At 41.8% G+C, this 24,666-nt stretch carries 20 protein-coding genes; 8 read left to right on the top strand and 12 right to left on the bottom strand.

Going from position 1 to position 24,666, the window contains the following annotated elements:
- Window positions 1–22: 22 nt before the first annotated feature.
- Together AN390_RS12925 and AN390_RS12920 are read right to left on the bottom strand one after the other, a co-directional pair.
- A complete protein-coding gene (locus AN390_RS12925) occupies window positions 23–910 on the bottom strand; it encodes a TIGR03899 family protein (protein ID WP_055254930.1) in 888 nt (295 codons plus the stop codon).
- Window positions 879–1,460: an SRPBCC family protein gene (locus AN390_RS12920; RefSeq protein WP_004585850.1), complete on the bottom strand. Its 582-nt coding sequence runs from the start codon at window positions 1,458–1,460 to the stop codon at window positions 879–881. The genes AN390_RS12925 and AN390_RS12920 overlap by 32 nt, the downstream gene beginning before the upstream one ends.
- A gap of 141 nt (window positions 1,461–1,601) precedes the next feature.
- Between AN390_RS12920 and AN390_RS12915 the strand changes: the two genes are divergently transcribed.
- Window positions 1,602–3,803, top strand: coding sequence for an EAL domain-containing protein (locus AN390_RS12915; RefSeq protein ID WP_055254928.1), 2,202 nt, complete (start codon window positions 1,602–1,604; stop codon window positions 3,801–3,803).
- A 105-nt stretch (window positions 3,804–3,908) separates the two neighbouring features.
- Window positions 3,909–6,095 (top strand): YgiQ family radical SAM protein, encoded by a 2,187-nt coding sequence (locus AN390_RS12910; RefSeq protein ID WP_024031514.1) that lies wholly within the window; start codon window positions 3,909–3,911, stop codon window positions 6,093–6,095.
- A gap of 86 nt (window positions 6,096–6,181) precedes the next feature.
- Here the strand turns inward: AN390_RS12910 and AN390_RS12905 are convergent, their stop codons facing one another.
- From AN390_RS12905 to lptD, 7 genes are all read right to left on the bottom strand, one after another.
- Complete coding sequence (locus AN390_RS12905) at window positions 6,182–8,197, bottom strand: methyl-accepting chemotaxis protein (protein ID WP_004585853.1); 2,016 nt, start codon at window positions 8,195–8,197, stop codon at window positions 6,182–6,184.
- A 112-nt stretch (window positions 8,198–8,309) separates the two neighbouring features.
- Window positions 8,310–9,128: a symmetrical bis(5'-nucleosyl)-tetraphosphatase gene (locus tag AN390_RS12900; protein WP_055254926.1), complete on the bottom strand. Its 819-nt coding sequence runs from the start codon at window positions 9,126–9,128 to the stop codon at window positions 8,310–8,312.
- An 11-nt stretch (window positions 9,129–9,139) separates the two neighbouring features.
- Window positions 9,140–9,529, bottom strand: a complete 390-nt coding sequence (apaG, locus tag AN390_RS12895; RefSeq protein WP_004585855.1) for a Co2+/Mg2+ efflux protein ApaG — start codon at window positions 9,527–9,529, stop codon at window positions 9,140–9,142.
- Window positions 9,513–10,319, bottom strand: coding sequence for a 16S rRNA (adenine(1518)-N(6)/adenine(1519)-N(6))-dimethyltransferase RsmA (rsmA, locus tag AN390_RS12890; RefSeq protein ID WP_004585856.1), 807 nt, complete (start codon window positions 10,317–10,319; stop codon window positions 9,513–9,515). Before rsmA ends, apaG begins: the two co-directional genes overlap by 17 nt.
- Entirely contained in the window at window positions 10,316–11,308 is a 993-nt protein-coding gene (pdxA, locus tag AN390_RS12885; RefSeq protein ID WP_055254924.1) for a 4-hydroxythreonine-4-phosphate dehydrogenase PdxA, read from the bottom strand. Before pdxA ends, rsmA begins: the two co-directional genes overlap by 4 nt.
- A gap of 2 nt (window positions 11,309–11,310) precedes the next feature.
- Window positions 11,311–12,606 (bottom strand): peptidylprolyl isomerase SurA, encoded by a 1,296-nt coding sequence (surA, locus tag AN390_RS12880; RefSeq protein WP_055254921.1) that lies wholly within the window; start codon window positions 12,604–12,606, stop codon window positions 11,311–11,313.
- A 92-nt stretch (window positions 12,607–12,698) separates the two neighbouring features.
- Window positions 12,699–14,951, bottom strand: coding sequence for an LPS assembly protein LptD (lptD, locus tag AN390_RS12875; RefSeq protein WP_055254919.1), 2,253 nt, complete (start codon window positions 14,949–14,951; stop codon window positions 12,699–12,701).
- Between the two features lie 101 nt (window positions 14,952–15,052).
- Here lptD and AN390_RS12870 point away from each other — a divergent pair, with 101 nt between their 5' ends.
- Genes AN390_RS12870 through djlA form a run of 3 tightly spaced genes read left to right on the top strand, consistent with a single transcriptional unit; the run spans window position 15,053 to window position 17,591 of the window.
- The gene (locus AN390_RS12870) at window positions 15,053–16,054 is read left to right on the top strand and encodes an aminoglycoside phosphotransferase family protein (protein ID WP_055254917.1); all 1,002 of its coding nucleotides are present in this window, start codon (window positions 15,053–15,055) and stop codon (window positions 16,052–16,054) included.
- Complete coding sequence (murU, locus tag AN390_RS12865; protein WP_055254915.1) at window positions 16,051–16,713, top strand: N-acetylmuramate alpha-1-phosphate uridylyltransferase MurU; 663 nt, start codon at window positions 16,051–16,053, stop codon at window positions 16,711–16,713. Before AN390_RS12870 ends, murU begins: the two co-directional genes overlap by 4 nt.
- 17 nt (window positions 16,714–16,730) lie before the next feature.
- Entirely contained in the window at window positions 16,731–17,591 is an 861-nt protein-coding gene (gene djlA / locus AN390_RS12860) for a co-chaperone DjlA (RefSeq protein WP_004585862.1), read from the top strand.
- Here the strand turns inward: djlA and AN390_RS12855 are convergent.
- A complete protein-coding gene (locus tag AN390_RS12855; RefSeq protein WP_055254913.1) occupies window positions 17,574–18,536 on the bottom strand; it encodes a DUF3530 family protein in 963 nt (320 codons plus the stop codon). The two genes, djlA and AN390_RS12855, sit on opposite strands and share 18 nt — an antisense overlap.
- 81 nt (window positions 18,537–18,617) lie before the next feature.
- Window positions 18,618–19,271, bottom strand: a complete 654-nt coding sequence (gene rluA, locus AN390_RS12850) for a bifunctional tRNA pseudouridine(32) synthase/23S rRNA pseudouridine(746) synthase RluA (protein ID WP_095206772.1) — start codon at window positions 19,269–19,271, stop codon at window positions 18,618–18,620.
- Between the two features lie 232 nt (window positions 19,272–19,503).
- On the opposite strand from rluA, the gene AN390_RS19945 reads away from it, so the two are divergent.
- Both AN390_RS19945 and AN390_RS19665 read left to right on the top strand, forming a co-directional pair.
- On the top strand, window positions 19,504–19,635 hold the full coding sequence (locus AN390_RS19945) for a hypothetical protein (protein WP_269083496.1): 132 nt from the start codon (window positions 19,504–19,506) through the stop codon (window positions 19,633–19,635).
- Window positions 19,635–19,901 carry a type II toxin-antitoxin system RelE/ParE family toxin gene (locus tag AN390_RS19665; RefSeq protein ID WP_095206771.1) on the top strand — a complete coding sequence of 89 codons (267 nt, stop codon included), beginning with the start codon at window positions 19,635–19,637 and terminating at the stop codon, window positions 19,899–19,901. Before AN390_RS19945 ends, AN390_RS19665 begins: the two co-directional genes overlap by 1 nt.
- A 130-nt stretch (window positions 19,902–20,031) precedes the next feature.
- On the opposite strand, the gene rapA is transcribed toward AN390_RS19665, so the two are convergent.
- Window positions 20,032–22,926 carry an RNA polymerase-associated protein RapA gene (gene rapA, locus AN390_RS12840; RefSeq protein ID WP_055254909.1) on the bottom strand — a complete coding sequence of 965 codons (2,895 nt, stop codon included), beginning with the start codon at window positions 22,924–22,926 and terminating at the stop codon, window positions 20,032–20,034.
- Window positions 22,927–23,232: 306 nt separating this feature from the next.
- Between rapA and AN390_RS12835 the strand changes: the two genes are divergently transcribed.
- Window positions 23,233–24,630: a PhoH family protein gene (locus AN390_RS12835; RefSeq protein WP_004585867.1), complete on the top strand. Its 1,398-nt coding sequence runs from the start codon at window positions 23,233–23,235 to the stop codon at window positions 24,628–24,630.
- Window positions 24,631–24,666: the final 36 nt, after the last annotated feature.

Below are 24,666 nucleotides of genomic sequence, written 5' to 3'. Positions count from 1 at the left end.
AGTGAGCTTACAGCGTGGTGTGTTATTTATTAACATGCCACGTTAAATCAAATTCTCCCTCCAATGCATTATTAATTAATTGCTTATACACCTTATTTACAGGGTAATTAATAAGCTTAGAAAGCTCATCGCCTGTTTGGGTAAACTTGTAATAGCTTAATACTAAGTCACTGCTTTTAGCTTTTAACGTCACTTTTTGCGATAAAAACGACAGGGTGAGTTCTTGACCTGCTTTTAATACCGCCGATTCTATTTCTTTTCTGTAGAGTAAATTAAGATCCATAAGCGTTAAAATGTCAGGAAAGCTGATCCCCGTTTTTCCTAAATTTAGCGATACCTTATTGCCTTTTCGTAGTAAGTCGAAAAGCGAAGGCTTTTTATAAAACCCTAATAAGATAAAGTGACTGTCGTCTTTTGCGTTGTAGCTGCTCAGCGATACACACTTTTGTAATGCATCTGCTTCGCGTTGGGTCATATGCTTGAGTGTTTGTAAGCTTTTTATAGAAAATGTACCGGGGTTGAGGGTCTCGCCAGTTAAAATTTTAGCCCACAGTGTTTGCATCGATTCATTTGAGGTGTCTTCACATAGGGCAATAAAGCGTTCTATCCAGTCGGCATCTGGTTGCTTATTACTTGCCACATCGGGACAAAATTCCATTGCTTTAGCTAAAATGGTTTCTATATTTTGCTGCTGTTTTATAAGCAGTAAATCTTGGCGCTTTTGGGCGCGCGCTAAAATAGGGTTATCGCTATTTATGTGATAAAGCGGGTTTAGATCGCCTTTAGAGCCGTAACTTTGATCTGTACTTGGTTGCCCAGTATTTGTGGTTATTTTTTTTACGGGGTAGCCAAGTAAAGACTCAATTATATTGGCGAGGTTAATTCTCGCTTGGGCTGATTTTACTGTCATCGTTATCCAGCTGTGTTTTTTGGTCGCGTAATTGCGCCACTGTTTGCAAGTTATTTAAGCCAAGTGACACTGTATTGCTTAATACATACTCACTAAAAATTGATAGATAACCCGAAATTAGCGGGGTATTGGTTTGGCCATTAATATTACACGTTACATTTACCACACCTTCTACTTCGGTAAATGTAATTTCACCTTCAATAATATGCTCATTTTTTAAAAGCGCATTAAAGGTCATTTTATTTTGTGAAAGCGAAGTAATGGTCATTTCTCCATACCCCCAGTCACTTTGCCACGATTGATGCGCGCCTATACCGCGACTAGGTTCGCCTAAAGTAAAAGTGATAGAAGGATCTACTTTGCCCCAAGGTGACCATGTATGCCAAAGGCTAAAGTCAGACACCAGCGATTTAACAGTCGCTACATTGGCATTTATTTGTATGTTTTTATTTACGCTGTAATTTTGCGGCAGGGTTAAACCAATCAAAATAGCCACTAAAACTAACAATAAGAGCGTTTTTATAAGGATTTTAAAAAATTTAATAGGCACACCTTTTACGAGTTTTTTAGTTTGAAATATAACAACTTTTTATTAATCGACTATAGTATGAATTAGCCTATAAACCAAAAATATATTTTTAGCACATAGGTATGAGCTTATATAAGTATTAAAACTGATAAAGGGTAGATAATGTCGTCAGAGCAAAGCGATTTTTTATTTTTAGCGCCAGACAGCGAAGAAGAAATAACCCAAGAATTATCTGATTTTTGGGATGTTTTGATCGTTGATGACGATCCTGAAATACATTCAGTGACTAAGCTTGCGTTATCGGGCGTAGAGTTTTGGGGGGCAGGGCTGCGTTTTCACGATGCGTACTCTGGCAGCGAAGCCATCGAAATACTCAAAAACAATAATACAATTTCCGTTATTTTTTTAGATGTAGTGATGGAATCTGATGATGCGGGTTTGCAAGTTGTAAAACGCGTACGCGAAGAGCTTAACAATCAGCATGTGCGAATTATTTTACGTACCGGCCAAGCGGGCAACACCCCAGAAGAAAAAGTAATTCGCGAATATGACATTAACGACTATAAAACAAAAACAGAGTTAACTCGTTCTAAATTAGTAACTTCTTTAATTACCGCTATTCGCTCGTACGAGCAAGTGTGCCAACTTGAGTATCAAAGTGATGCGATGAACACCATTGTTTCGGCTTCAAAGTCTATTTTAGGGCTTACCGATATTAAAGTGTTGTGCAAAGAGATTATTAAACACTTGGGCATTATTTTAGAGTGCCAACAAGTTGGGTTGGTATGCAGTAAGCTAGATGGCGATAACTTTATTCAAGTATTGGGTGGCAGTGGCCATTATGAGAGCTACTTTGGTGAAAAGCTTGTTAATGTTGATAGCGTTGCGCTTGAACAAGTAGATCAGTGTTTTGAGTCGGCTCAGCATTGCCAAACTGATTCGAGCGTAACTTTTATTGTTAAAAGTAAGCACCGCCAGGCTGCTATTTATTTAGAGTGCGAGCATAAACCGAGTGATGCGCAGCTGCAATTTGCAGAGATTTTTCTTACTAATGTGAGTGTAGCCCTTGATAACGTAAGGCTGTTTGTAAAACTAAGAGATGCGGCCTACAAAGATGTACTAACCGGTATTTCTAATCGTACTAATTTTATTGAGCGGGTGGTGCGTTATCAAAAACCACATGTTAATGACTACGTTTTTGTATTAATTGATGTGATTGGTTTTGCAGATATTAACAATGGCTTAGGACAAGAAATTGGCAATCATTTGTTAATCGAGATTGTAAAGCGGCTTAAAGATGCTTACCCAGACGCAAAGTTATTGTCGCGTATTGGTGCAGATGTATTTGGCTTTATTATTCGCCAAACGGAGTTTGACCTTGAACAATTTAACGACGTGCTAAGTGTGCCTTTTAGTGCTGGCGAGCATATTTTGCCTGTCGATTTTAGAATTGGTTTATGTCAGCAGCAAGACTTTCAAAGTACTGGGTTAGATACACTCAAAGTTGCCTATATTGCATTAAACCAAGCTAAAAAGCTTAAATGCAAAGAGGGTATTTACTACGATATTGATATGCAAGACAAAATGGCTTGGCGCTTAGGTATTATTAGGCAGTTACGTCATGACTTTGCTCGGCAAAAGCTCCAAGTGTGGTATCAGCCTCAGCTTTCACTCGATAATTTATCTTTGATTGGCTGTGAAGCATTGCTGCGCTGGCCATCAGAAGATGGCTCGTTTATATCTCCCGCGGTGTTTGTGCCTTTAGCTGAGGATGCCGGTTTAATTGTTGATATTGGCCAATGGGTTTTAGAACAAGCTTGCCAACAGCAAAGACGCTTAGAGGCACTCGGTGAAGAAATTTGCATTGCTGTAAATGTATCTGTGCCGCAATTTAAGGTTAAAGGCTACGCTACAACAGTAAAAAACACCTTACAAAAGTACGATGTTAAACCCTGCAATATAGAGTTAGAAGTGACTGAAAGCGTGGTAATGGATGAATTAGAAACCGTGATCAATACCCTAAAAGAGTTAAAAGAATTAGGCGTAGAAGTGGCGATTGATGATTTTGGAACGGGCTTTTCTTCGTTAAGTTACTTACAAAGTTTACCGCTTGATAGGCTTAAAATAGACCGCGCATTTGTAAAAGATTTACCCGATAACGATACCGGTGCTATTGCTGCTTTAGTGGTGTCGCTTGGTGCTAAACTAGGACTAAAAACAATTGCTGAAGGTGTAGAAACACAGCAGCAGGCAGAGTTTTTGAAAAACTTAGGGTGTGATGAAGTACAAGGTTTTATGTACGCTAAGCCAATGCCTGAGCATGAACTTTTAGAGTTTATTAAAGAGCGAAATAAAAAAACTTAATATCAACAGACTTTACAGTAGGCGCGATATCTCTAGGTAATGTTGTATAAATAAGCAATGTATTAGGATATAATTCGCGCCTTTTGTTATTCTACGGCCAAAACTATGAGCTCCCTTAAAGCTGAACGCGCGCTATTTTCATACCCCAAATATTGGGCTGAATGTTATGGCACCGCCCCATTTTTACCTACCACTCGCGAAGAAATGGACGCTCTTGGCTGGGATAGCTGCGACATTATAATTATTAGCGGCGATGCCTATGTAGATCACCCTAGTTTTGGTATGGCGGTTATTGGCCGTGTACTTGAAGCGCAAGGCTTTAGAGTAGGTATAATTGCTCAGCCAGATTGGCAATCAAAAGATGCCTTTATGGGGCTTGGTAAACCAAACTTATTTTTTGGTGTAACAGCCGGCAACATGGATTCGATGATCAACCGCTACACGGCAGAAAAACGAATGCGCCATGACGATGCCTATACACCAGGTAATGTGGGTGGCAAGCGCCCTGACCGTGCGGTGATGATTTACTCTCAGCGCTTACGCGAAGCCTACAAAGGTGTGCCTATTGTTATTGGTGGTATTGAAGCAAGCTTGCGCCGTATTGCTCATTACGACTACTGGCAAGAAAAAGTACGCCGTAGTATTTTATTTGATGCCAAAGCCGACATCCTTATTTATGGTAATGCAGAGCGCCCGCTGGTGGAAGTAGCCCACCGTATAGCCGCTGGCGAAACTATGGATACAATTCAGGATATTCGTGGTACAGCGGTTATTCGTAAAGAGCCAATACCGGGCTGGCGCGGAAGTGATTCAACAGCGATTGATAAAATAGGCAAAATTGATCCTATCCCAAACCCCTATGGAGCTGATGATGTTGGGTGTAGTAAATCAGAGTTTAAGCAAGCCGGTATTGATTTAAAAGCCGAGGCCGCTAAACCCATTACCATTCAACCTGCGCGCCCTAAACCGTGGGAAAAAACATACGTTAAACTGCCTGCATTTGAGCAAGTAAGCGTTAATAAACCGCTTTATGCCCATGCTTCGCGCATTTTGCACCAAGAGACCAACCCAGGTTGTGCTCGTGCGTTATTTCAGCGCCATGGCGATCGCTCTATTTGGGTTAACCCGCCGGCATTTCCGCTCGAAACCCATGAGATGGATGATGTATTTGGTTTGCCTTATCAGCGTATACCGCACCCAAGTTATGGTGATGCAAAAATACCAGCCTACGATATGATTAAAACGTCGGTTAATATTATGCGTGGCTGTTTTGGTGGCTGTTCGTTCTGCTCTATTACCGAGCATGAAGGACGTATTATTCAAAGTCGCTCGCAAGAGTCGATTATTGATGAAATAGAACAAATTAGAGATAAAGTACCTGGTTTTACCGGTGTTATTTCTGATTTAGGTGGCCCAACGGCCAACATGTATAAATTACGCTGTACGAGCAAAAAAGCAGAAAGTACCTGTAGACGACTTTCATGTGTTTACCCTGATATATGTAAGCACATGGATACAGACCATACACCTACTATCGATTTATACAAAAAAGCCCGTGAAGTGAAAGGCATTAAAAAGATTTTGATCGCCTCAGGCGTTCGTTACGATCTAGCCGTACAAGACCCTCGCTATGTAAAAGAGTTGGTGACGCATCATGTGGGTGGCTATTTAAAAATTGCCCCTGAGCACACAGAAGATGGCCCTTTGTCTAAAATGATGAAGCCGGGCATGGGTGCTTACGATCAATTTAAAGAACTATTTGATAAGTACTCAAAAGAAGCGGGTAAAAAGCAGTACTTAATACCGTACTTTATTTCAGCGCACCCAGGTACCAAAGACGAAGACATGGTTAACATGGCATTGTGGCTTAAATCTAACGACTTTAAGTTAGACCAAGTACAAAACTTTTACCCGTCGCCTATGGCCAATGCAACCACCATTTACCATACAGAAATGAACTCGTTGCGTAATATTAAAAACAATAAAGAGCAAGTACCCGTGCCAAAAGGAGCGCGCCAACGTCGCTTACACAAAGCCATATTGCGTTATCACGATCCATCGGGTTGGCCAATGATCCGCGATGCACTGCGTAGTATGGGGAAAGCTAATCTAATTGGTAAAGGCCCAAATTGCTTAGTGCCAGAAGAAGGCCGCGATGAAAAAGCACATAAAGGCGCTGGTAAAGGTAAAGGAGGGCGCCCAGCCTTAACGCGCCATACTGGGTTTAGCCAATTTAAAAAGGCTAACACTAAGCCTAAAGTGGGCGGCAATCGCCAGCGTGCTTCTCGCTAAGCGTTAAAACAAGTAAACAAAAAACCCGATACTGAGTAACAGTATCGGGTTTTTTATTGCGTTAATTTACTGCTGTTAGGTGTGCATTACACCTTAAAGTTTTCTACCGATATTCTTAGCTCTTCAGCAAGTTTGGCTACTTCTGAGCTTGAAATGTTTGTTTGATTTGCACCCTCAGCTGTTTGCTCGGCTATGGCTACAATAGATTCTAAACGTTCACTAATTTCTTGTGATACTTGTTGTTGCTCTTGAGCTGCGGTAGAGATTTCTTCACTTACATCGTGTGCTTGCGATACGGCAAGTGTAATTGAGTCTAATGCGCTGCTTGCTAAGTCGCTTTGTTCAACACATGATTCTGCTTGCTGTTTACCTTTATCCATTGCTGTTACAGCCGCTTCTGCGCCACTTTGAAGCGATTCAATCATAGATTGTATCTCTTGGGTCGACTCTTGCGTTTTGCTTGCCAGTGAGCGTACTTCATCCGCTACTACCGCAAAACCTCGGCCATATTCACCTGCACGCGCTGCTTCAATTGCAGCGTTAAGTGCTAATAGATTGGTTTGCTCTGCAATGCCGCGTATTACATCTAAAATACTGCCTATAGATGCGCTGTCTTGATGAAGCTTATTGATAACACCTGATGCATCGTCCACCTCGCGAGCAAGTTGCTCAATAGTGGCTTTGTTCTGATGAGATATACCTTTTACACGTTCAGCTTCTTTATCGGCATTTTTTATTTCGTTAAGTGCCTGCTGTGCGCTGTTGCTTACTGTTTGCGACGTGCTGCTCATTTCGGTTGTGGCTGTTGCCGCTTGCTCTACTTGTGCTTGTTGGTTACGGATAGCTTGGCTTGACTCACCGGTAATGGCCGATGTTTGCTCAGACGCCGCTGCTAATTGAGTTGAGCGTGAAATAATGCCCTTAATTAAGCTACGTAGGCTATCTATAAGGGTGTTACAGCTTTTTGATAGCTCGCCAAATTCATCTTTTGCAGAGTCATCTAAGCGTTGGGTCATATCACCGCTGGCAACAATATCTAAAATCCGATTAACCTCAGCCAGTGGCTTAGTGATTCTATTAACGGTAAGAATCGCAATTGCAATTGCAATTAACGTTGCGATGATCATACCTGCCCATGTCCAGAGCGTCGCTGAGTCTACATCCTCGCGAACACCTTCTTGTAATTTGTAAGCTACAGTACTTGCTTGTGTTACTAAATCATCAATTTGCGACAGTGCCATAGTGGTCGCTTGCTCTGATTGGGCAAGTTCTTTTTCGGTAAGTGCGATAGCGTCAATAAGGCGCTGCTTATTGGCCGCTAGGCTATTATTACCGCTAATATTTTCTATCAGCGTATCAACGTATGCTTGTAAATCACTGTATAGGTCGTTGTTATCTTGCTCTATAGCTGGCTTTATTAACGTTAAAGTACGAATTACTTCGTCAAGGTAATAAGCTTGCTCATTTTTTACAATATCTAAGGTGTTTGTCGTCTTAACCGTGAGCATATCGGTACTGTTACTCACCACAGACATAAAGTTGTTTTCTAAGTTATTGGCGGCTTGGTAAGCGCGTGGGTGATTTTGCTCAAAGTTAGTAATATCTGTGATATCAAGCACGACTGAATTGGCATCTTCAGCTGCAATCTCAATTGTTTCAAGCTGTGCTGTGAGGGTTTTATTAAGTGCTAGTTGTTTATCTTTATCAGCTAATAGGTTTTCGACCGTACCTAAAAAGCTTAAGTAGGTTTTTTCTACAGCTTGGCTTTTTTGACTCAGTGATGCATCGTTTTTTACAACACGTTGAAGGTCGGCGTGCAGCGAGTTGAATTTGTCTTTTTGCTCAAGTACTTTTTGTTTTATAGGGGTGAGCTGTGCGCTTGAGGTGGTATAAAAACTAGCTTGGGCTGCTTTACTCATTAAAATAAATTCAGCTTGTAGTTCTGAGCTTTTATTAAGCGCGGGCAGTGATAACTGGTTTACCTGCTGGGTAGAGCGGTCAATGCTCGCAATTTTTATTAAAGAGTTACCACCAATGATTATGAGTAATAAGGTGATAAATATAAAACCACACCAAATTCGTTGGCTTACTGTCAGATTCATATGGATTTCCAATTAAAGTACTTCAATCACATCTTATCGGCTTTTTAACCAATAAGTTAAGCAATTAATATCTATTAATTTAAATTTAACATATGTGGTGGGGTTTTACAGTTTATTTAGATAAAAGCGTCGGCTTTTCTACTATTTTTTGCTTAGTTTGCAAGTTCATCATCGTTAAAGCACCGCCCCATATGCATCCGGTATCGAGCGCATGTATGTGATTGAGCTGAGTAACCCCTTCAAGAGCGGCCCAATGGCCAAATATAAGGTTGTTTTCTAATGCTTTTATATTAGGGTGAGTGAACCAGGCTGTTAACGTTTTATTATCGCTAATTGCGCCTTTCGCACTAAGCTCTAACGTGTTGTTGCTGGTTAAAAAGCGCATGCGGGTAAAGTAGTTAACAATGTACCTAAACTTATCAAATTCGTTTAAATCGTCATGCCATATAGCGGGATGAGGCTGATACATTTTTTCAAAAAAGTGCTTAGCATTTGCCGATTGATAACAACGCTGAGCAAACTGTGCGTATTTAAGTGCGCTTTCTATAGACCAATTAGGGTTAAGCCCTGCATGCGATATAAAGCTGCGATGCTGTGCTAAATAAATAGCAAGCGGCTGAGTTTGCAAATAGGCGATATAGTGAGGAAGCTTTTTACTATCAAAAATAGCACCGAGTTTATCTTTGGGGTTGATTGGCTTATTAAGATAGTGACAGGCAACCATGTGTAAATCATGATTGCCTAAAGTAACAGTCATGCTGTCTTGATGGCGATAAATATAATCTAGGCAGGCCAGAGAGTCCGGCCCACGTGCGACGATATCGCCCACTAAATAAAGGTGATCTTTGCTTGGGTTAAAGTCAACCCGTTTGAGCAAGCGGCTAAACTCTTCAAAGCAGCCTTGTAAATCACCAATTGCGTAATCAGCCATGGCGCTTTTTACTAATGTAAAATGTTAGGGCACGCTAAACGAAATACGCTTATAGGTGCTTCAAACTCAGAGCCAAACTCATTGCGCAGTGTGTAGTGTCCCTGCATGGTGCCAACAGGGGTGTCCAATATTGCGCCACTGGTGTATTTATAAGTTTCGCCTGGGCCTATAACGGGGGTTTCGCCCACAACGCCTTCGCCTTCTACTTCAACTTCTTTACCATTGGCATCGGTGATCAACCAATAACGGCTCAAAAGTGTAGCGCTGCAAAGACTGTGGTTTTTAATTGTCACTGAGTAGGCAAAAACGTACTTTTCTAGCTCAGGCTGAGATTGCCCTTCAACATAAAAAGTCTCTACAGAGACTTTTACAGGAGAGCCAATATTACTGCTTGTTGTCATAAATCCAATTAGCTATATCAATAAATTGTTGTAACGTTAGGCTTTCAGCACGCAAAGTAATATCAATACCAATGCTGGTAAGCTCATCTGCGGTGAGTAAGTTGCCTAAGCTGTTACGCAATGTTTTACGGCGTTGATTAAAGGCTTCTAAACACACGGTGTTTAAAATTTTCACGCTTTTAGCGGTACGTTGCTCGGCTTTTTTAGGGATCAGACGAATAACCGCAGAGTCTACTTTAGGTGCTGGTTTAAAACACTCTGGCGGTACTTCAACCACGGGCATTGCGTGGCAGTAGTACTGTGTCATTACACTTAAGCGGCCAAAGGTTTTGCTGCCTGGGCCTGCAACCATACGTTTTACTACTTCTTTTTGCAGCATAAAGTGCATGTGCTCAATATGATCAGCAAACTCAAAAAGATGAAACAGTAATGGCGTAGAAATATTGTAAGGCAGGTTACCAAACACTTTTAATTTTTTGTCATCGCGTACAAGGCTTGCAAAGTCAAACTTCATTGCATCGCCTTGGTTTACGTTTAATTTAGGACCTAAAAAAGGGTGCTCAATTAAACGCTGAGCTAAGTCTTTATCTAGCTCAACAACAGTAAGTTGGCCGCTTAAATCGGCAACAGGCTCGGTAATTGCGCCTAAACCTGGGCCAATCTCTACTAAGTTGTCTTGTGGTTTAGGATCGATTGCAGTCACTATTTTATCAATGATAGATTCATCAAATAAAAAGTTTTGCCCAAAACGTTTACGGGCGCGGTGTCCTAAATGTACTTTATCGGTCATTGATTCTGTGCTTTTTCATGGGCGAGCTTAATTGCTTCGCGGATCGCTAATTCAAAACTGCCAACTTCAGCGTCACCGGTGCCTGCTAAATCAAGCGCAGTACCGTGATCAACCGAAGTGCGGATAAATGGTAAACCTAAGGTTATATTTACCGAGTTACCAAATCCCTTGTATTTTAGCACAGGTAAACCCTGATCGTGATACATAGCAAGCACGGCATCGGCTTGAGAGAGGTATTTATCCTGAAATAGGGTATCAGCAGGAAGCGGACCAATTAAATTCATGCCTTGGCTGTTTAAAAGCTCAAGCGTAGGTGAAATTGTTTCTATTTCCTCAGTGCCTAAATGACCGTCTTCGCCGGCATGGGGGTTTAATCCACACACTAAAATTTTTGGTTGCTCAATACCAAACTTAGTTTGTAAGTCGTGGTTTAAAATACTAATAACTTTAGTTAAGCGCTCTTGTGTAATAGCACGCGATACATAAGCCAGTGGTATATGCGTTGTTACTAGGGCAACACGCAAGCCTTCAGTTGCTAGCATCATTACTACATCAGAGGTGCCCGACTGCTGAGCAAAGTACTCAGTGTGGCCACTAAAGGAAATACCGGCTTTATTAATAATCCCTTTATGAACAGGGCCCGTGACAACGGCATCAAAGGTACCGTCCATATTTTTTTCGCTGGCAATACGTAAGGTATCAAGCACGTATTGGCCATTTAAGTCGTCTAGTTTACCTAGCTTAACGTCAGTGCCTAAATCTACTTGGTGAATATAAATGCTACCTGCAGGCGCTATAGCTGCAGGGGCATTTTCATCAAAATCAATTAGCTCAATATTAAGGCCCAAGTGTTGAGCGCGTTCTTTTAATAACTGTTTGTCGGCGATAGCGACCAGTTGTGCTTGCCATGGTTGCTGCGCTAATTGCAGCAGCAAGTCAGGGCCAATCCCCGCAGGTTCACCCGGGGTAATTGCAATTCGTAATGTCATAATTACTCGTCTATAGGGAAAATTTCAACATGGGCTTGTTCGCGCATTTCTTGCTGCCAGTTAAAACTTTCTTCTTTAAATTTACGATTAAACAACATGCCGTGCGCACGGTTACGTTTAGCTAGCTCGGTTTTATCTGCTACACGTTTATCTAAAAGTTGTACTATGTGCCAACCAAATTGTGTTCTAAATGGTTCACTAATTTGATTTTTATCAAGTGATAACAAAGTATCTTTAAACGCGGGTACATACGTTGTAGGGTCAGTCCAATCATACTCACCGCCTTTAAGGGCTGAGCCTGGATCTTCTGAGTATTCTTTAGCAAGCTCAGCAAAGTCTGCTTTTCCTGCGCGTAAATCTTTGGCAAATCCTGCTAGCATGCTACGTGCTTTTTCTTCACTTAAAATAATTGAAGGCTTAATAAGAATATGGCGTGAGCGTACTTCTGTAGTTTCTACTAATTGGCGACCACGTACATCTTGCACCTTAATTATATGAAAGCCAGCACCCGAGCGAAGCGGGCCAACAATAGCGCCTTTCTTTTGACCTTTTACAGCTTCGGCAAATAACGAAGGCATTTCGTTGATACCCATATAACCGAGTTGTCCGCCTTCAAGTGCTTTTGAGCCACCTGATGATGAAATAGCGATGCGTTTAAACTCTTGGCCATCGTTTAATAGTTCAATAACTTTGTCAGCACGGGTTTTAGCACTGGTGATTTCATCTGCTGTTGCATCGTTAGGAATATCAATAAGGATGTGGCCAATATCATACTCTTCAGAGTTTTGACCTTGGCTTTCCATTATCTTTAACAGGTTATCTACTTCTTGTTGGCTAATATAGATTCGACGATCTACATTGGCACGGGTAACCTGTTGGGTGGTGATCTCTTTACGAATTTCTTCGCGGTAGGCTTGAAAACTCTCGCCAGCGGCTTCAATGGTACGACGAAGATCGGCAATGCTGCCGCCTTGATCTTTTGCCATATTCGCGAGTGTTTGGTCTAACTGGCTGTCTGAAATTTCAAGGCCCATACGTTCAGCCATTTGCATCATAAGCGTTTGGTTAACTAAACGCTCAACGGCTTGTACGCGAAGCGTTTCGTCTTTAGGAAGTTGTTGGCCTTGCTCTGCGGCTTGCTTTTTAACACGATTAATTATGGTGTCTACTTCACTTTTTAAAATTACGCCTTGGTTTACAACACCAATTACCTTGTCGATTTCCTGTGGGGCGGCAAATACGCCATGGCATAAGCTTAAGCTTAAAATAGCTGTTGATAATAGTTTTTTTAAATTCATATTCTTTTTACTACTCTTCTAATAGTACTGCTTTAAAACAGGGCGTACTGCATTTTAGGGCTTTAAAGTATCACCTTAATTGCTCGTTTGCCTTAATTATTAAGAAAATACGGTCTACGGTAGCCAAAAATACCTTGTTGTAATAATTTTTGTGCATCGTAACGGCTCTTACTGCCAAGTCCTTTTAATACAAAGTTTAAACTAATACCTGAATCAAAAGTGGCTTGTTGCTGCCCGATAGACTGATTTAAATCGGTTTCAATCTGACGGTGACCAGTAATTTGGATTGCCCAACAGCATGATTCATACTGTAATCCGCTTAAAAATTCGATGCTTCGATTATTTTCAAGGTCCCGGTGGTAGCTTGCAATAAATTGCCACTGATCACTAATTGGGATACTTGTAAATACACCCGTTTGCTCGATTGTATTTCCTGAGACATCATTTGCATAGCGATGGTTCAATTGAACTAGCTCATTATTGTCACCTTTGTAATCGAGGGTGACATTTGACTGGATCATTTGCTTACCATCCGTGTCGTATTGCATACCCGCTGAGAGGTACCAACGGCGGTGCCAATGTAGCATTGTTTGCGCTGCAAAAAGGGCGTTGTAGTTTGTCTCTGAGTCTAAATCTTGCTCGGTAGGTTTAGCTGAGTCGTTTAGGTAAAAAATTTGACCCGCGCTAAAGTTAAACACTTCTTCGTGTTTATTATCAAATAAGCGTGTTGTTGCACCTAACGTAAATTGGTTAGCTGCGGCTATACGGTCTACACCCGAAAAGCGCGTATCTCTAAATAGGCCAAAAAAGTCATCCTGTAAGCGGGTGGTGTCAAATAGACCTATCTCAGATTGATCCTTATTAGGGGTATATAAATACTGTATTTGTGGCTCAAGAGTTTGAATGCCATCTTCAAAAAAGGTCGAGGTGTCACGTTCAAAGTTAAGCTGCGAGTACAAACGTACTTTTGGTAAGGTACGCGAAACGCTATCGCTATATTGAGTGCCCGTTAAATTACCACTTTGTTTGTAGTTAGTTTGCAATAAGCTCACTTCTGAGAGAAACGACCACGCATGTGTTGCGTAGTTAAAGCGCGCTTTTGGCTCTACGTGTACACGGGTAGCACTGTCTATGGCTATTTCTGAAGAGTCGTTGGTAAAGTGGCTTACTTCACCCGACAAACTAAAATCAAAGTTATCAAAACGCCACGGGGCGGTTTGTGTAAAGCTAATTTGTGGAACCGCGGCATACGACTCTAAGTGATCGCCCAGTACTTCAAAGTTTTGAAATTTAATATCGGTACGCCATGTGTCACCAAGGTGAGTCACAGAGCCGGTACGATAAAGTTGGGTATCGGTTTTATTTGCGTAATTAGAGCTTAAATCGGTGATGTAGTTGTCATCACTGACGTTAGTTACATCAATATTGGCGCGCCAGTCTTCACTTAAATAGCTTTGTTGCTGCCAATGAAACATATAGCGTTCATCAAGGCTTGGCTCCGAATCATCGCTATCTAAATACTCAATACCGACTAAGCCTTCATGTTGCTCTGTGAGGTATCTAAACTCAGTTTGCAATTGTAAGCCTTTGCGCGACATATAACGTGGTGTAATAGTGGCGTCAAAATTAGGCGCAATATTCCAATAATAAGGCGTAACAGTTTCAAGGCCGTAACGGTCGGAGCTTGAAATGCTTGGTGTTAATAAGCCCGACTTGCGTCGCTCATCCAGTGGAAACGTGAAATAAGGTAAATATAAAACGGGGGTATCAAGAATACGTAAAACGGCATTATAGGTTTCGCCCCAGCCTTCTTCACGAGAGAGGTTAATTTCGTCGGCTTCTATTTCCCACACGGGTGTATCGCTTGGGCAAGTAGTAAAGCTTGCATTCATTAACAATAAGCCAGACTCGTTGACGGTGAGTTTTTCGGCGCCACCTTTACCTTGTTGCGCTGTTAAGCTGTAATCGGCACCTAGCAGGCTTATTTCTGAATTATTTAAATCGGCATTTAAACCTGAGCTGTTTACTTGGCTTACCCGGTCTTGATAAGTAATAGGGCCTGTTGCATTAAGCAAACCGCGCTGTTTATCTATAAGCGCAGTTTGTGCGGACAAACTCATATCAAGGGTGTTAATATCAACATTGCCGGTAAATTCAGCGCTTTGTGTGCCTAGGAGCTCTACATCGTCAGCTTGTATATCAACCGATCCTACCGCTAAGTTTGGTAGAGGTTGCCAAGCTCTGGTTTGCATTGAAATGCCACATAAGTTGTGTGCCAGTTCAGTTTCGGCAAGCGATGGTGCGCTAATTACGCCTAGCATCAATATGCCCCAGGTTTTGCTCATTTATCGACCTTAATGCTCTTTGGTTTATTATAAGCTAGACATAATAAAGGAAAACAATGGCAAATACAGTAATTGACCTATAAAAATAGACATCTTATATAATGACACGCTTAGATAATTTACAACTATTTATAAATACGCACTTTGATGCTAAACCACACTCCTTAGTAGCCATTACTGGGGATGCCAGCTTTCGCCGTTATTACCGTTTAAGCTGTGCCGGAAAAGCGTTTATTGTGATGGACTCCGACCCACAAAAAGTAAATAACGCTCCGTATACCTCTCTTAATAAAGTATTCACCGACAACGGCTTTTTATTGCCTGAAATAATTGCAAGCGATGAAGAACAAGGCTTTTTTGTGTTAAGTGACTTAGGAAATACACACTTAGCCGATAAGCTCGATGAACCAAATAGAGATGAATATTACAAGCAATTAATCCGTTTAGCGGCAAGCTGGGCCAAAACACCTGAATCAGCAGCTATGCAAAATTATAATAAAGAATTTATTCACCTTGAGCTGAATATTTTTAGCCAATGGCTGGTTACTGATTTTATTGGCTTAACAATGAGTACTGAGCAAAAAACACTTTGGCAGCAAAGCTGTGAGCTATTAACGAACGCTATGCTAGCGCAGCCTACGGTCACGGTTCATCGTGATTATCACAGCCGTAATATTATGTATAGCAATGAGCGGTGGGCAATTATAGATTACCAAGATGCCGTGCGCGGGCCGCTGTGCTATGACTTAGTGTCGCTGCTACGTGATTGCTACTTTAAGTTGCCACAAGCACAGCTTAATCAGCTGCTTGAGTACGGATATGAAGAATTTACAGCGCAAAAATTAACAACAGATACTTCTTTTGAGCAGTTTAAACAGTGGTTTGATTTAACGGGTATTCAGCGCCATTTAAAGGCAGCGGGAATATTTTGCCGGCTCTATTTACGCGATGGTAAAACCGGCTACCTTGATAATATTTTACCGACGTTGGATTACATTGTTGATGTTGCTAAAACCTATCCAGAGCTTGCAGCGTTAAGTGAGTGGGTAAGCAGCATTGTAATACCGCAGGTAACACTAAAATTAGCTAAGGAGCGCACATGAAAGCCATGATTTTAGCTGCCGGGCGCGGCCAGCGAATGATGCCGCTTACACAAGCTATGCCTAAACCTATGCTAAAAGTGGCGGGTAAACCGCTGATTGAGCACCATATTAATAACCTTAAAGCCGCTGGCATTACTAACATTGTTATAAACCTAGCTTGGCAAGGGGATAAAATAAAAAGCTATTTTAAAAATGGTGCTGAGTTTAGTGTGCGCATTGAATATAGCCAAGAGGCTGAGGGCGGCCTTGAAACCGCAGGCGGAATTATTCAGGCGCTGCCATTACTAGGTGAGCAATTTATTGTAATTAATGGCGATGTATACACAGATTACGATGTGAGTGCGCTTACACAATTGCACCTGCAAGACGGCGAGGCTCACATAGTGTTAGTAGAAAACCCACCTCATAATGAAAAAGGGGATTTTGCGTTAAGTCACTTATCGGCTGAGAGTCAAAAGTATACATTTTCGGGGATTAGCCGTTACCACGCTAATTTTTTTAAAGGTTTAGAGCCTGGCATACGCCCGCTTGGGCCAATACTGCGAGAAAAACTCGCCCAACAAGTTATCTCAACTGAGCTTTATATTGGTCAGTGGGACGATATAGGCACACCACAGCGACTCGCGCAGCTCAACGAGCGCATACAAAACACACTTTAATAGAGGCAGTTAATTAGATGTGGGGAAAAATACTCGGTTTTTGTTTTGGCTTTATGTTTGGCAAAATTTTTGGTGCCATTTTAGGTTTATACCTCGGCCATTTATTTGATAAAAGCTTAAAAAACGATTTTGATAAAGCTGGGGGCTTTTCAGGTTTGTTTAAAGGTGATGATGTAAACGAGCGCCAAGCGTTGTTTTTTTCGAGCTGCTTTGCGGTTATGGGGCATATTGCAAAGTCGAACGGTCGCGTAAGCGAGGTGCATATAAAAGCGGCAAGTATGTTTATGGATGAAATGGGGCTAAAGGGCGATGAGCGCCGCGAAGCTCAGCATGCATTTCAATCAGGTAAAGACAGCGACTTTTCGATTAAAGAAACAGTACATGACTTTAAAGAACGCTTTGCAAAACGTTACGACTTACTGCAACTGTTTTTAGAAATTCAAATTCAAATGGCGTTTTCTGATGGCGTGCTCGCAGAGCAAGAAAAACAGCTCTTGCAAGAGGTAAGTAAGCAATTAGGTATTTCTAAAACTCATTTTGCTTTTATTCTTAAGCGTTACCAAGCTGAATTTAGTTTTAGACAGCAGCAACAACAGTATAGGCAACAGCAGCAAGGTCAAAGTAGCAGTTACCGTGAAGGCTCTGGTCATCATGTGCCCCCTAATAACAGCATGAACCGCTCACAGGCCTTGGCTTTATTAGGGTTAAGTAATGACGCGACGCAACGAGATATTAAAGTAGCGTATCGTAAATTAATGGCGCAGCATCACCCTGATAAATTAGTCTCTCAAGGGCTGCCTAAACACATGATGGAAGTAGCAGTTAAAAAAAGCCAAGATATTCAAGCGGCTTACGAGTATTTAAAAAAGGCGGCGTAAAAAACCGTCTATCACTTTAGTTAACCGTGCATGCTGCTCTGGCGCATCGCGCAGGCCAAAGAGTTGGCGCTGGCGGTAATCAAATTTAGCATTTCGATTTACCCAGCGCTGGCGGTTTTTAAGGCTCATAAGTATATCGGTATTGTCATTTGCATAGTAAATATCAAGTAAGGCGGGGGTCACCAGCGATGTGGTTTGCGCTAAACCTTTATTGCGCTGTGTATTAGGTAAATAACTACTTAAGCTTATAAACGCATCTATTCGCGAGTCAGGAAAATCGGCATAGTATTCTAGCAATACTCCCGCACTGGTACCTTGTGCTATGACGACAATATTATTTGGCTCGCTCATCGCGTTTTGATAGAGCGCCTCATAACGCATTATTAAATTAGTTTTATAATTACTTAGTACCTCATTACTCACCAAATCAATGGCATTAACAAAGTGTGGCTCTTGAGCCGTTGTAACAGCACCGTCGCTGTTACTTTGCGCCGTTTTTGTTGGCTCTTCATTTTGCGCTTGCGTACTTGATTGCGTGCTTGATTGGGTAGCTGCTTGTGCCGGTGCAGCCATGTCACTTGCTTGCCAATCTATATCGGGTACTGTCATGGCGTAGGTTGTGTAACCTAAATTAGTAAGCTCTTTTCGCAGGTAACTCATGCCTGCATTGCTGGTGGGGGTAGAATTCCAATCAGGAATGAGTAATACAATACCTCTAAAATCTCGGCTCATGTATTCGCTATACAAACTTAAAAACTCTGTATCACCAGCAAGTATGGGTTTAACTTCATCATTGGGTAGTAGACGCTTTATATCGCTATTTTCGATACTTGATAAAGAAGGTGGGGCTATATGCTCTGCAGCACTGGCATATGCGCTTAAGCATAACGCAGAGCAACAACATACACTTTGTAGCGTTTTTTTGATTAGCTGCGCAGATATCATAGTAAGCCCAAAACGTGAGTAATAACTAAGTATCGGCGCACTAAGGTAAAAGTTTAGTACTAACTTTGCGGGCTTTACCTATTAAAAGTCGGGCTCTACCTCAAAGGTCAGTACTTGCTCGGTCACGGGGTGTTTTAGTTGCAACATTTGCGCATGTAGTTGTAAACGTGGCGACGCGGCTAGGGCCTCTTTATGGGCATAAAGTCTATCGCCCAGTATTGGGTGGCCAAGGCTTAGCATGTGCACGCGTAATTGGTGCGAGCGCCCCGTAATTGGCGTGAGCTCTACACGTGTTGCGCCCGCTTCTCGTGCAAGTATTTTAAAGTGGGTTAGCGAGGGCTTACCGTTTTCATAATCAACCATTTGCTTAGGACGATTAGGCCAATCACATATAAGTGGCAAATCAACCGATCCGGTATCTTGCTCAAGTTGGCCGTAAACACGTGCAATATAGCGTTTTGCAGTTTCACGTTCTTGAAACTGCATACTTAAATGCCTATGAGCTGCCTTATTCATAGCAAGGCAAAGTATGCCCGAGGTTGCCATATCTAGGCGGTGCACTATTTTAGCTGTAGGAAAAACACGGTTAATGCGATTAATTAAGCTATCGGCATGTTTTGGATCTTTACCTGGGACGGTTAAAAGTTCGCTGGGTTTATTAACGATGAGCAAGTCGTCATCTTGGTGCAGTATTGTTAAATACGGACTCATTGGGGGATTGTAATTAACTAACACGGCCGACCTCAGTAATTTTGCAGGGCGCTATTTTAGGGGAGCGAGAGCAAAGGCTCAAGGAAAAGATAAAAGTTTAATTGCGTATTTTTCATGCTGGAGTAAAACTGCACCAGCTTAAAGTTATAGGAACACATTATGGCAAGGCAAAGTATTTCACTTACTGAACAGAATGATTTATGGCTTCGTAATTACGTTGAAAACGTGGGGGGAGTACACAAATAAAAGTGAATTGGTGAATGATTTAATTCGCCGTGCAAGAAGAGCAGAAGCAATAAATGGTAAGCTTGCTAACTCAGAAAAAAGCGGTTTTAGTGATCAATCGGCCGATCAAATGTTAGCAGAATTCAAATCAAGCATTAAGTAGTGCTCATATTTAAACTTTCAAACGATGGCAAAGAGGATTTGCGCCGCATTTATCAATATGACTGCCAAGCATTTTCACAACAGCAAGCGGACAACTACTTTTATAGTTTCTTCTCTATGTTTGAAAAACTACCAGCAAACCCCTATTCCTACCAATCAGTTGACCATATACGTATAGGCTGTCGACCTGACGTTTGTTGCTCAGACAGCATTTATTACAGAGTTACAGAAATAGGTATTGAAATAATGGCTATACTAGGTGGCTAAGATACTGATGAGTAATTGTAGAGGTGAATGTAAAAAGCACGGCCTGTAAACCGTGCTTTTTGAAGTGTAGTTTAGTTAAATCTTGAGCTAACTAACGGCAGATAGCTATAAACTAAACGCTCAAAAACCTTTAGTGTGAAACTACGATTAAGCGTATCGCATCAAGTTTTAACTGGGCTTTTTCTATATGCGTTGTCAGCTCGCTGCGCTGCTTATCGAAGAAGGTAATTTCTTCTTGGCGAATATTAGGGTTAATTTGCTTAAGCGCTTCAAGGCGAGCTTGTTCTTCACCTAAGGTGCTTTGCATTTTTTCAAGTGACGCACTGCGTATAACCTCAAGCTGTTGCTGAGCCATGTCTTTTGCGGTATTGATCATTGGATGAACCGCACCTTGTAAAGCGCCTGCTAATTTACTTGCAGTTTGACGACCAACGGCTGAAAGCTGTTGGTTAAAGCTATCAAACGCCACGTTTTCGCCGAGGTTATTACTGGCTTTATCAAGTAATATGCGAATAGGCGTTGGCGGTAAAAAGCGACCTACTTGCAGGGCTTTTGGTGCCATAGCTTCGGCTACAAATATTAGCTCAACAAAAAAGGTACCTGGTGGTAATTTTTTGTTTTTAAGCAAAGCTACAGAAGCACTACCAAAGTCATCATCACAAATCATGTCCATCGTGCCTTGCACCATAGGATGATCCCAGCTAATAAAATGTACGTCTTCTTGCGAAAGGGCGGTATCGCGGTCAAAGGTAACCGTCATGCCATCTTCTTTTAAGCTAGGGAACGATGCACTTAGCATATGCTCTGTTGGCTTTAAAATAATGGTGTTTTCGCCTTTGTCTTCTTGGCTTACTCCAAATGTGTCGAATACGTTGATCATGTAACTTGGTAACTCAAATTGGTTATCAAGTGCTTCAATTTCTTCAACCAATGAATCGGCAGCGCCTTGGCCAGATGAATGCAGCTCTAATAAACGGTCACGGCCACTTTCCATTTGTTTGCGTAGCACGGCATTTTGCTTGGCTACTTGCTCAAGTAGAGGGTCGAGCTCTTCTTCATCACAATTATGGGCAGCAATGTAATCAAGTAGGTCTTCACTAAATTCTTTATACAATAGTTGGCCAGTGGTTGATGTGCTTTCAAATGCATCAAGGCCTTCGTTGTACCAACGCAGTAATACTTCTTGCGCTGTATTTTCAAAATACGGCACATGAATATTAACATCTTTTGTTTGCCCAATACGGTCTAATCGGCCGATACGTTGTTCAAGTAAGTCAGGGTTTAGTGGTAAATCAAATAACACTAAGTGATGCGAAAACTGGAAGTTACGTCCTTCTGAGCCAATCTCTGAACACAGCAGTATTTGTGCGTTGTCGTATTCATCGGCAAAAAAGGCTGCTGCGCGGTCACGCTCTATAATCGACATGCCCTCGTGGAACACAGATGCTTTTATTGCTTCACGCTCACGCAAAATTTGCTCAAGGCTAATAGCGGTTTCGGCTTTGGCACAAATAAGCAGTACTTTTTCGTGCTTTAGGGTTTTAAGTGTTTCGATTAACCAATCTACACGCGGATCAAATGCGCCCCAGCTTGCACTTTCACCTTCAAACTCTTGAAAGATTTTCTCTGGAAACAGAGCGCGTTGTGCGCTTAGCTCTGCACTTTGTATACCGCTCATGCTGCCAAGTACCGACATTGCTGTTTTATATTGCTTTGGCAGTGCCATTGGGTAAGCATGTAATTTACGGCTAGGGTAGCCATCAATTCCGCTGCGGCTGTTTCTAAACAAAATACGACCTGTGCCGTGGCGATCAAGCAGCATGTTAAGTATTTCTTTACGCGCCGGTAGATCACCTTGCTGAGCTTTTTCAAGCACATCGGTAATATCGGTTTCTTTTAATAGCTCAATGAGTGTGGCTTTGGCTGTATCATCAAGGGCTTGCGCTTGCAGTAGCTGATTTGCCGCTTCGGCAACGTCTTTGTAATTAGCTTCTTCTTCTTTGAATACATCGTAGTCGTAAAATCTATCTGGGTCGAGCAATTGTAAGCGGGCAAAGTGGCTACGGTGACCAAGTTGATCAGGCGTTGCTGTTAATAGAATAAGACCCGGAATATCTTGGCTAAGCTCAGCCATGCGCTGATATTCGGTGCTCGGCTTACCATTGTTAATGCTTAGGTGGTGCGCTTCATCAACAACTAATAAATCCCAATCAGCAAGTGTTGCTTGTTCAAACCAGCGTTTTTTCTTGGTTAAAAACTCAAGGCTGGTAAGCACTAGCTGCTCGGTATCAAATACGTTTGGCGAGTCTGCAAAGGCTTCGTCGCAGCGCTCTTCATCAAAAATAGAAAAACGTAAATTAAAGCGGCGTAGCATTTCTACTAACCATTGGTGCTGCAGGTTTTCTGGCACCACAATGAGTACACGGCTAGCACGGCCACTAATGATTTGTTGGTGTAAAATCATGCCGGCTTCAATGGTTTTACCAAGGCCTACTTCATCTGAGAGCAATACACGTGGGGCAAAACGTTTACCTACTTCTTGTGCAATATAAAGCTGATGCGGAATAAGGTTAGCGCGCTGGCCAATTAAGCCTTTAATAGGCGATTGTTGGCGCTCAAATTGGTGCTGCCATGTTTGGTAACGTAAGGTGTAGCGATCAAAGCGATCTACTTGGCCTGCAAATAAACGATCTTGCGGTTTATTAAACTTAATAAAATGATCTAAAAAGGTTTCTTTTAGCTTTGCTTCTTCGCCGGTATCAACGCGAGTACCTACGTAGCAAAGTAGTTCACCTTGCACTTCAATAGACTCTACTTCTAATTCCCATTCTTCAACGCTTTTGATCACATCACCTGGATTAAATGCCACACGGGTAACCGGTGCTTCTGCACTAGAATAAACACGGTTTTCACCACTGGCAGGAAATAAAATGCTGACCTGGCGGCCTTCAATGGCAACTACGGTGCCTAATCCTAAATCTGACTCTGTATCACTGATCCAACGCTGACCTAAGGAAAAATTCATGTATGTCTCGTCTATGAAGAAAAAGGCGGCTATGTTACCTGTTACATAACACCACTGCAAGGCGCTATTTGACTCACTTTTAATTAATTTTATAAGTGCGAATTAATCCCATTAACAGTGCTAACAAATGGCTCTTTTTTAGGTAAATAAAAACTATATCGTGTTTGTAATAAAACGGACTTTTATGACAAATAGACTAAACTTAGATTATGCCTTAGCAATTAAGTATTGCAGGTTTGAATTTAGGCCCGTTTTACTTAGTTATTTTGGTATAGCATAAAAATCATAAAACGTAAGGAAAGTGCTATGGAAAAAGCTTCGAACCTTGAAAGTAAAATGTATGTGCTAGACACCAATGTATTACTCCACGAACCCCTCGCTTATTTGTCTTTCCAAGAACATAACGTTGTCATTCCGATGACTGTTTTAGAAGAGCTTGACCACATTAAAGATAGAAAACACGACGTAAGCCGTGATGCACGAGTGGCTATTCGCGGCTTAGATGAGGTACTAAAAGACGCAACTCCTGAGCAAATGTTGCAGGGTGTTGCACTGCCTAGCAATAAAAAGGCAAATGCCAATTCCACCGGCACGCTCATTATTGTTAATGATCATCTTTTTGCAGATTCTATTTCTGGTTTACCGGGGGATGAAAACGACCACCGTATTATTAACTGCGCCGTGTATTTACAAAAACAGCACAGCGATTCAAAAATTGTATTGGTGACAAAAGATATAAACATGCGCCTTAAAGCAAAAGGTGCAGGCCTTAAATATGTTGAAGATTACCGTACCGACCAACTAATTGATGATATTGCTTTATTAACTAGCGGCTATAAAAAAATAGAGGGCGATTTTTGGCAGCACGTAGGGCAATGCGAAACACAGCAGCACGGCCGTGATACGTTTCATTATGTGGCTAAAAACTTAATTCCAGATGTGTTTTGCAATGAGTACATACTTGATGGCAGCGAGCACTTTGCTGCGCGGGTCAAATCTTACGATAACGAGCGTATTAAATTAAAAGATATTAGTGTTGAGCGTTTAATGCATCAGCAAGCGTGGGGCGTAAAACCTAAAAATATTTACCAAGGTATGGCACTCGACGCCTTGCTTGACCCTAGTATTGAGCTGGTTATTTTAACCGGCCCAGCTGGGTGCGGTAAAACATTACTGGCACTGGCCAGTGCGCTTGAAATGGTGATTGAACGTGGTATTTACGACAAGGTCATTGTAACGCGTAATACTCCAGAAATAGCTGAGTCTATCGGTTTTTTACCCGGTACCGAAGAAGAAAAAATGGCGCCGTGGTTAGCTGCAATTACCGACACCTTAGAGGTACTACACAAAGGAGACGAGAACCCAATTTCGAGTCGCAATTACATAATGGAAAAAGCCAATGTACAGTTTAAATCGGTGAACTTTATGCGTGGGCGTAGTATTCAAAATGCAGTGGTAATTTTGGATGAGAGCCAAAACTTAACGGCATCTCAGCTTAAAACTATTATTACCCGTTGTGGCGAGGGAACAAAACTAATTTGTAGCGGTAATTTAGCGCAAATAGATAGTAACTACTTAACCCCCGTTACCTCCGGCCTTACTTATATTGTTGAGCGTTTTAAAGACTTTGAAGGCAGTGCAACAGTTAATTTAAACGGGGTAGTGCGCAGCCGTTTAGCCTCCTTTGCAGAAGAAAATTTATAACTTGCGCAGAACAATTTGGCTCGATAGTCTAGTGGC

This window comes from Pseudoalteromonas sp. P1-11, assembly GCF_001399995.1.
Lineage (GTDB): Bacteria > Pseudomonadota > Gammaproteobacteria > Enterobacterales > Alteromonadaceae > Pseudoalteromonas > Pseudoalteromonas atlantica.
Note: the sequence above shows the minus strand (reverse complement) of the source record. Positions and strands in the feature narration are given on the sequence as shown.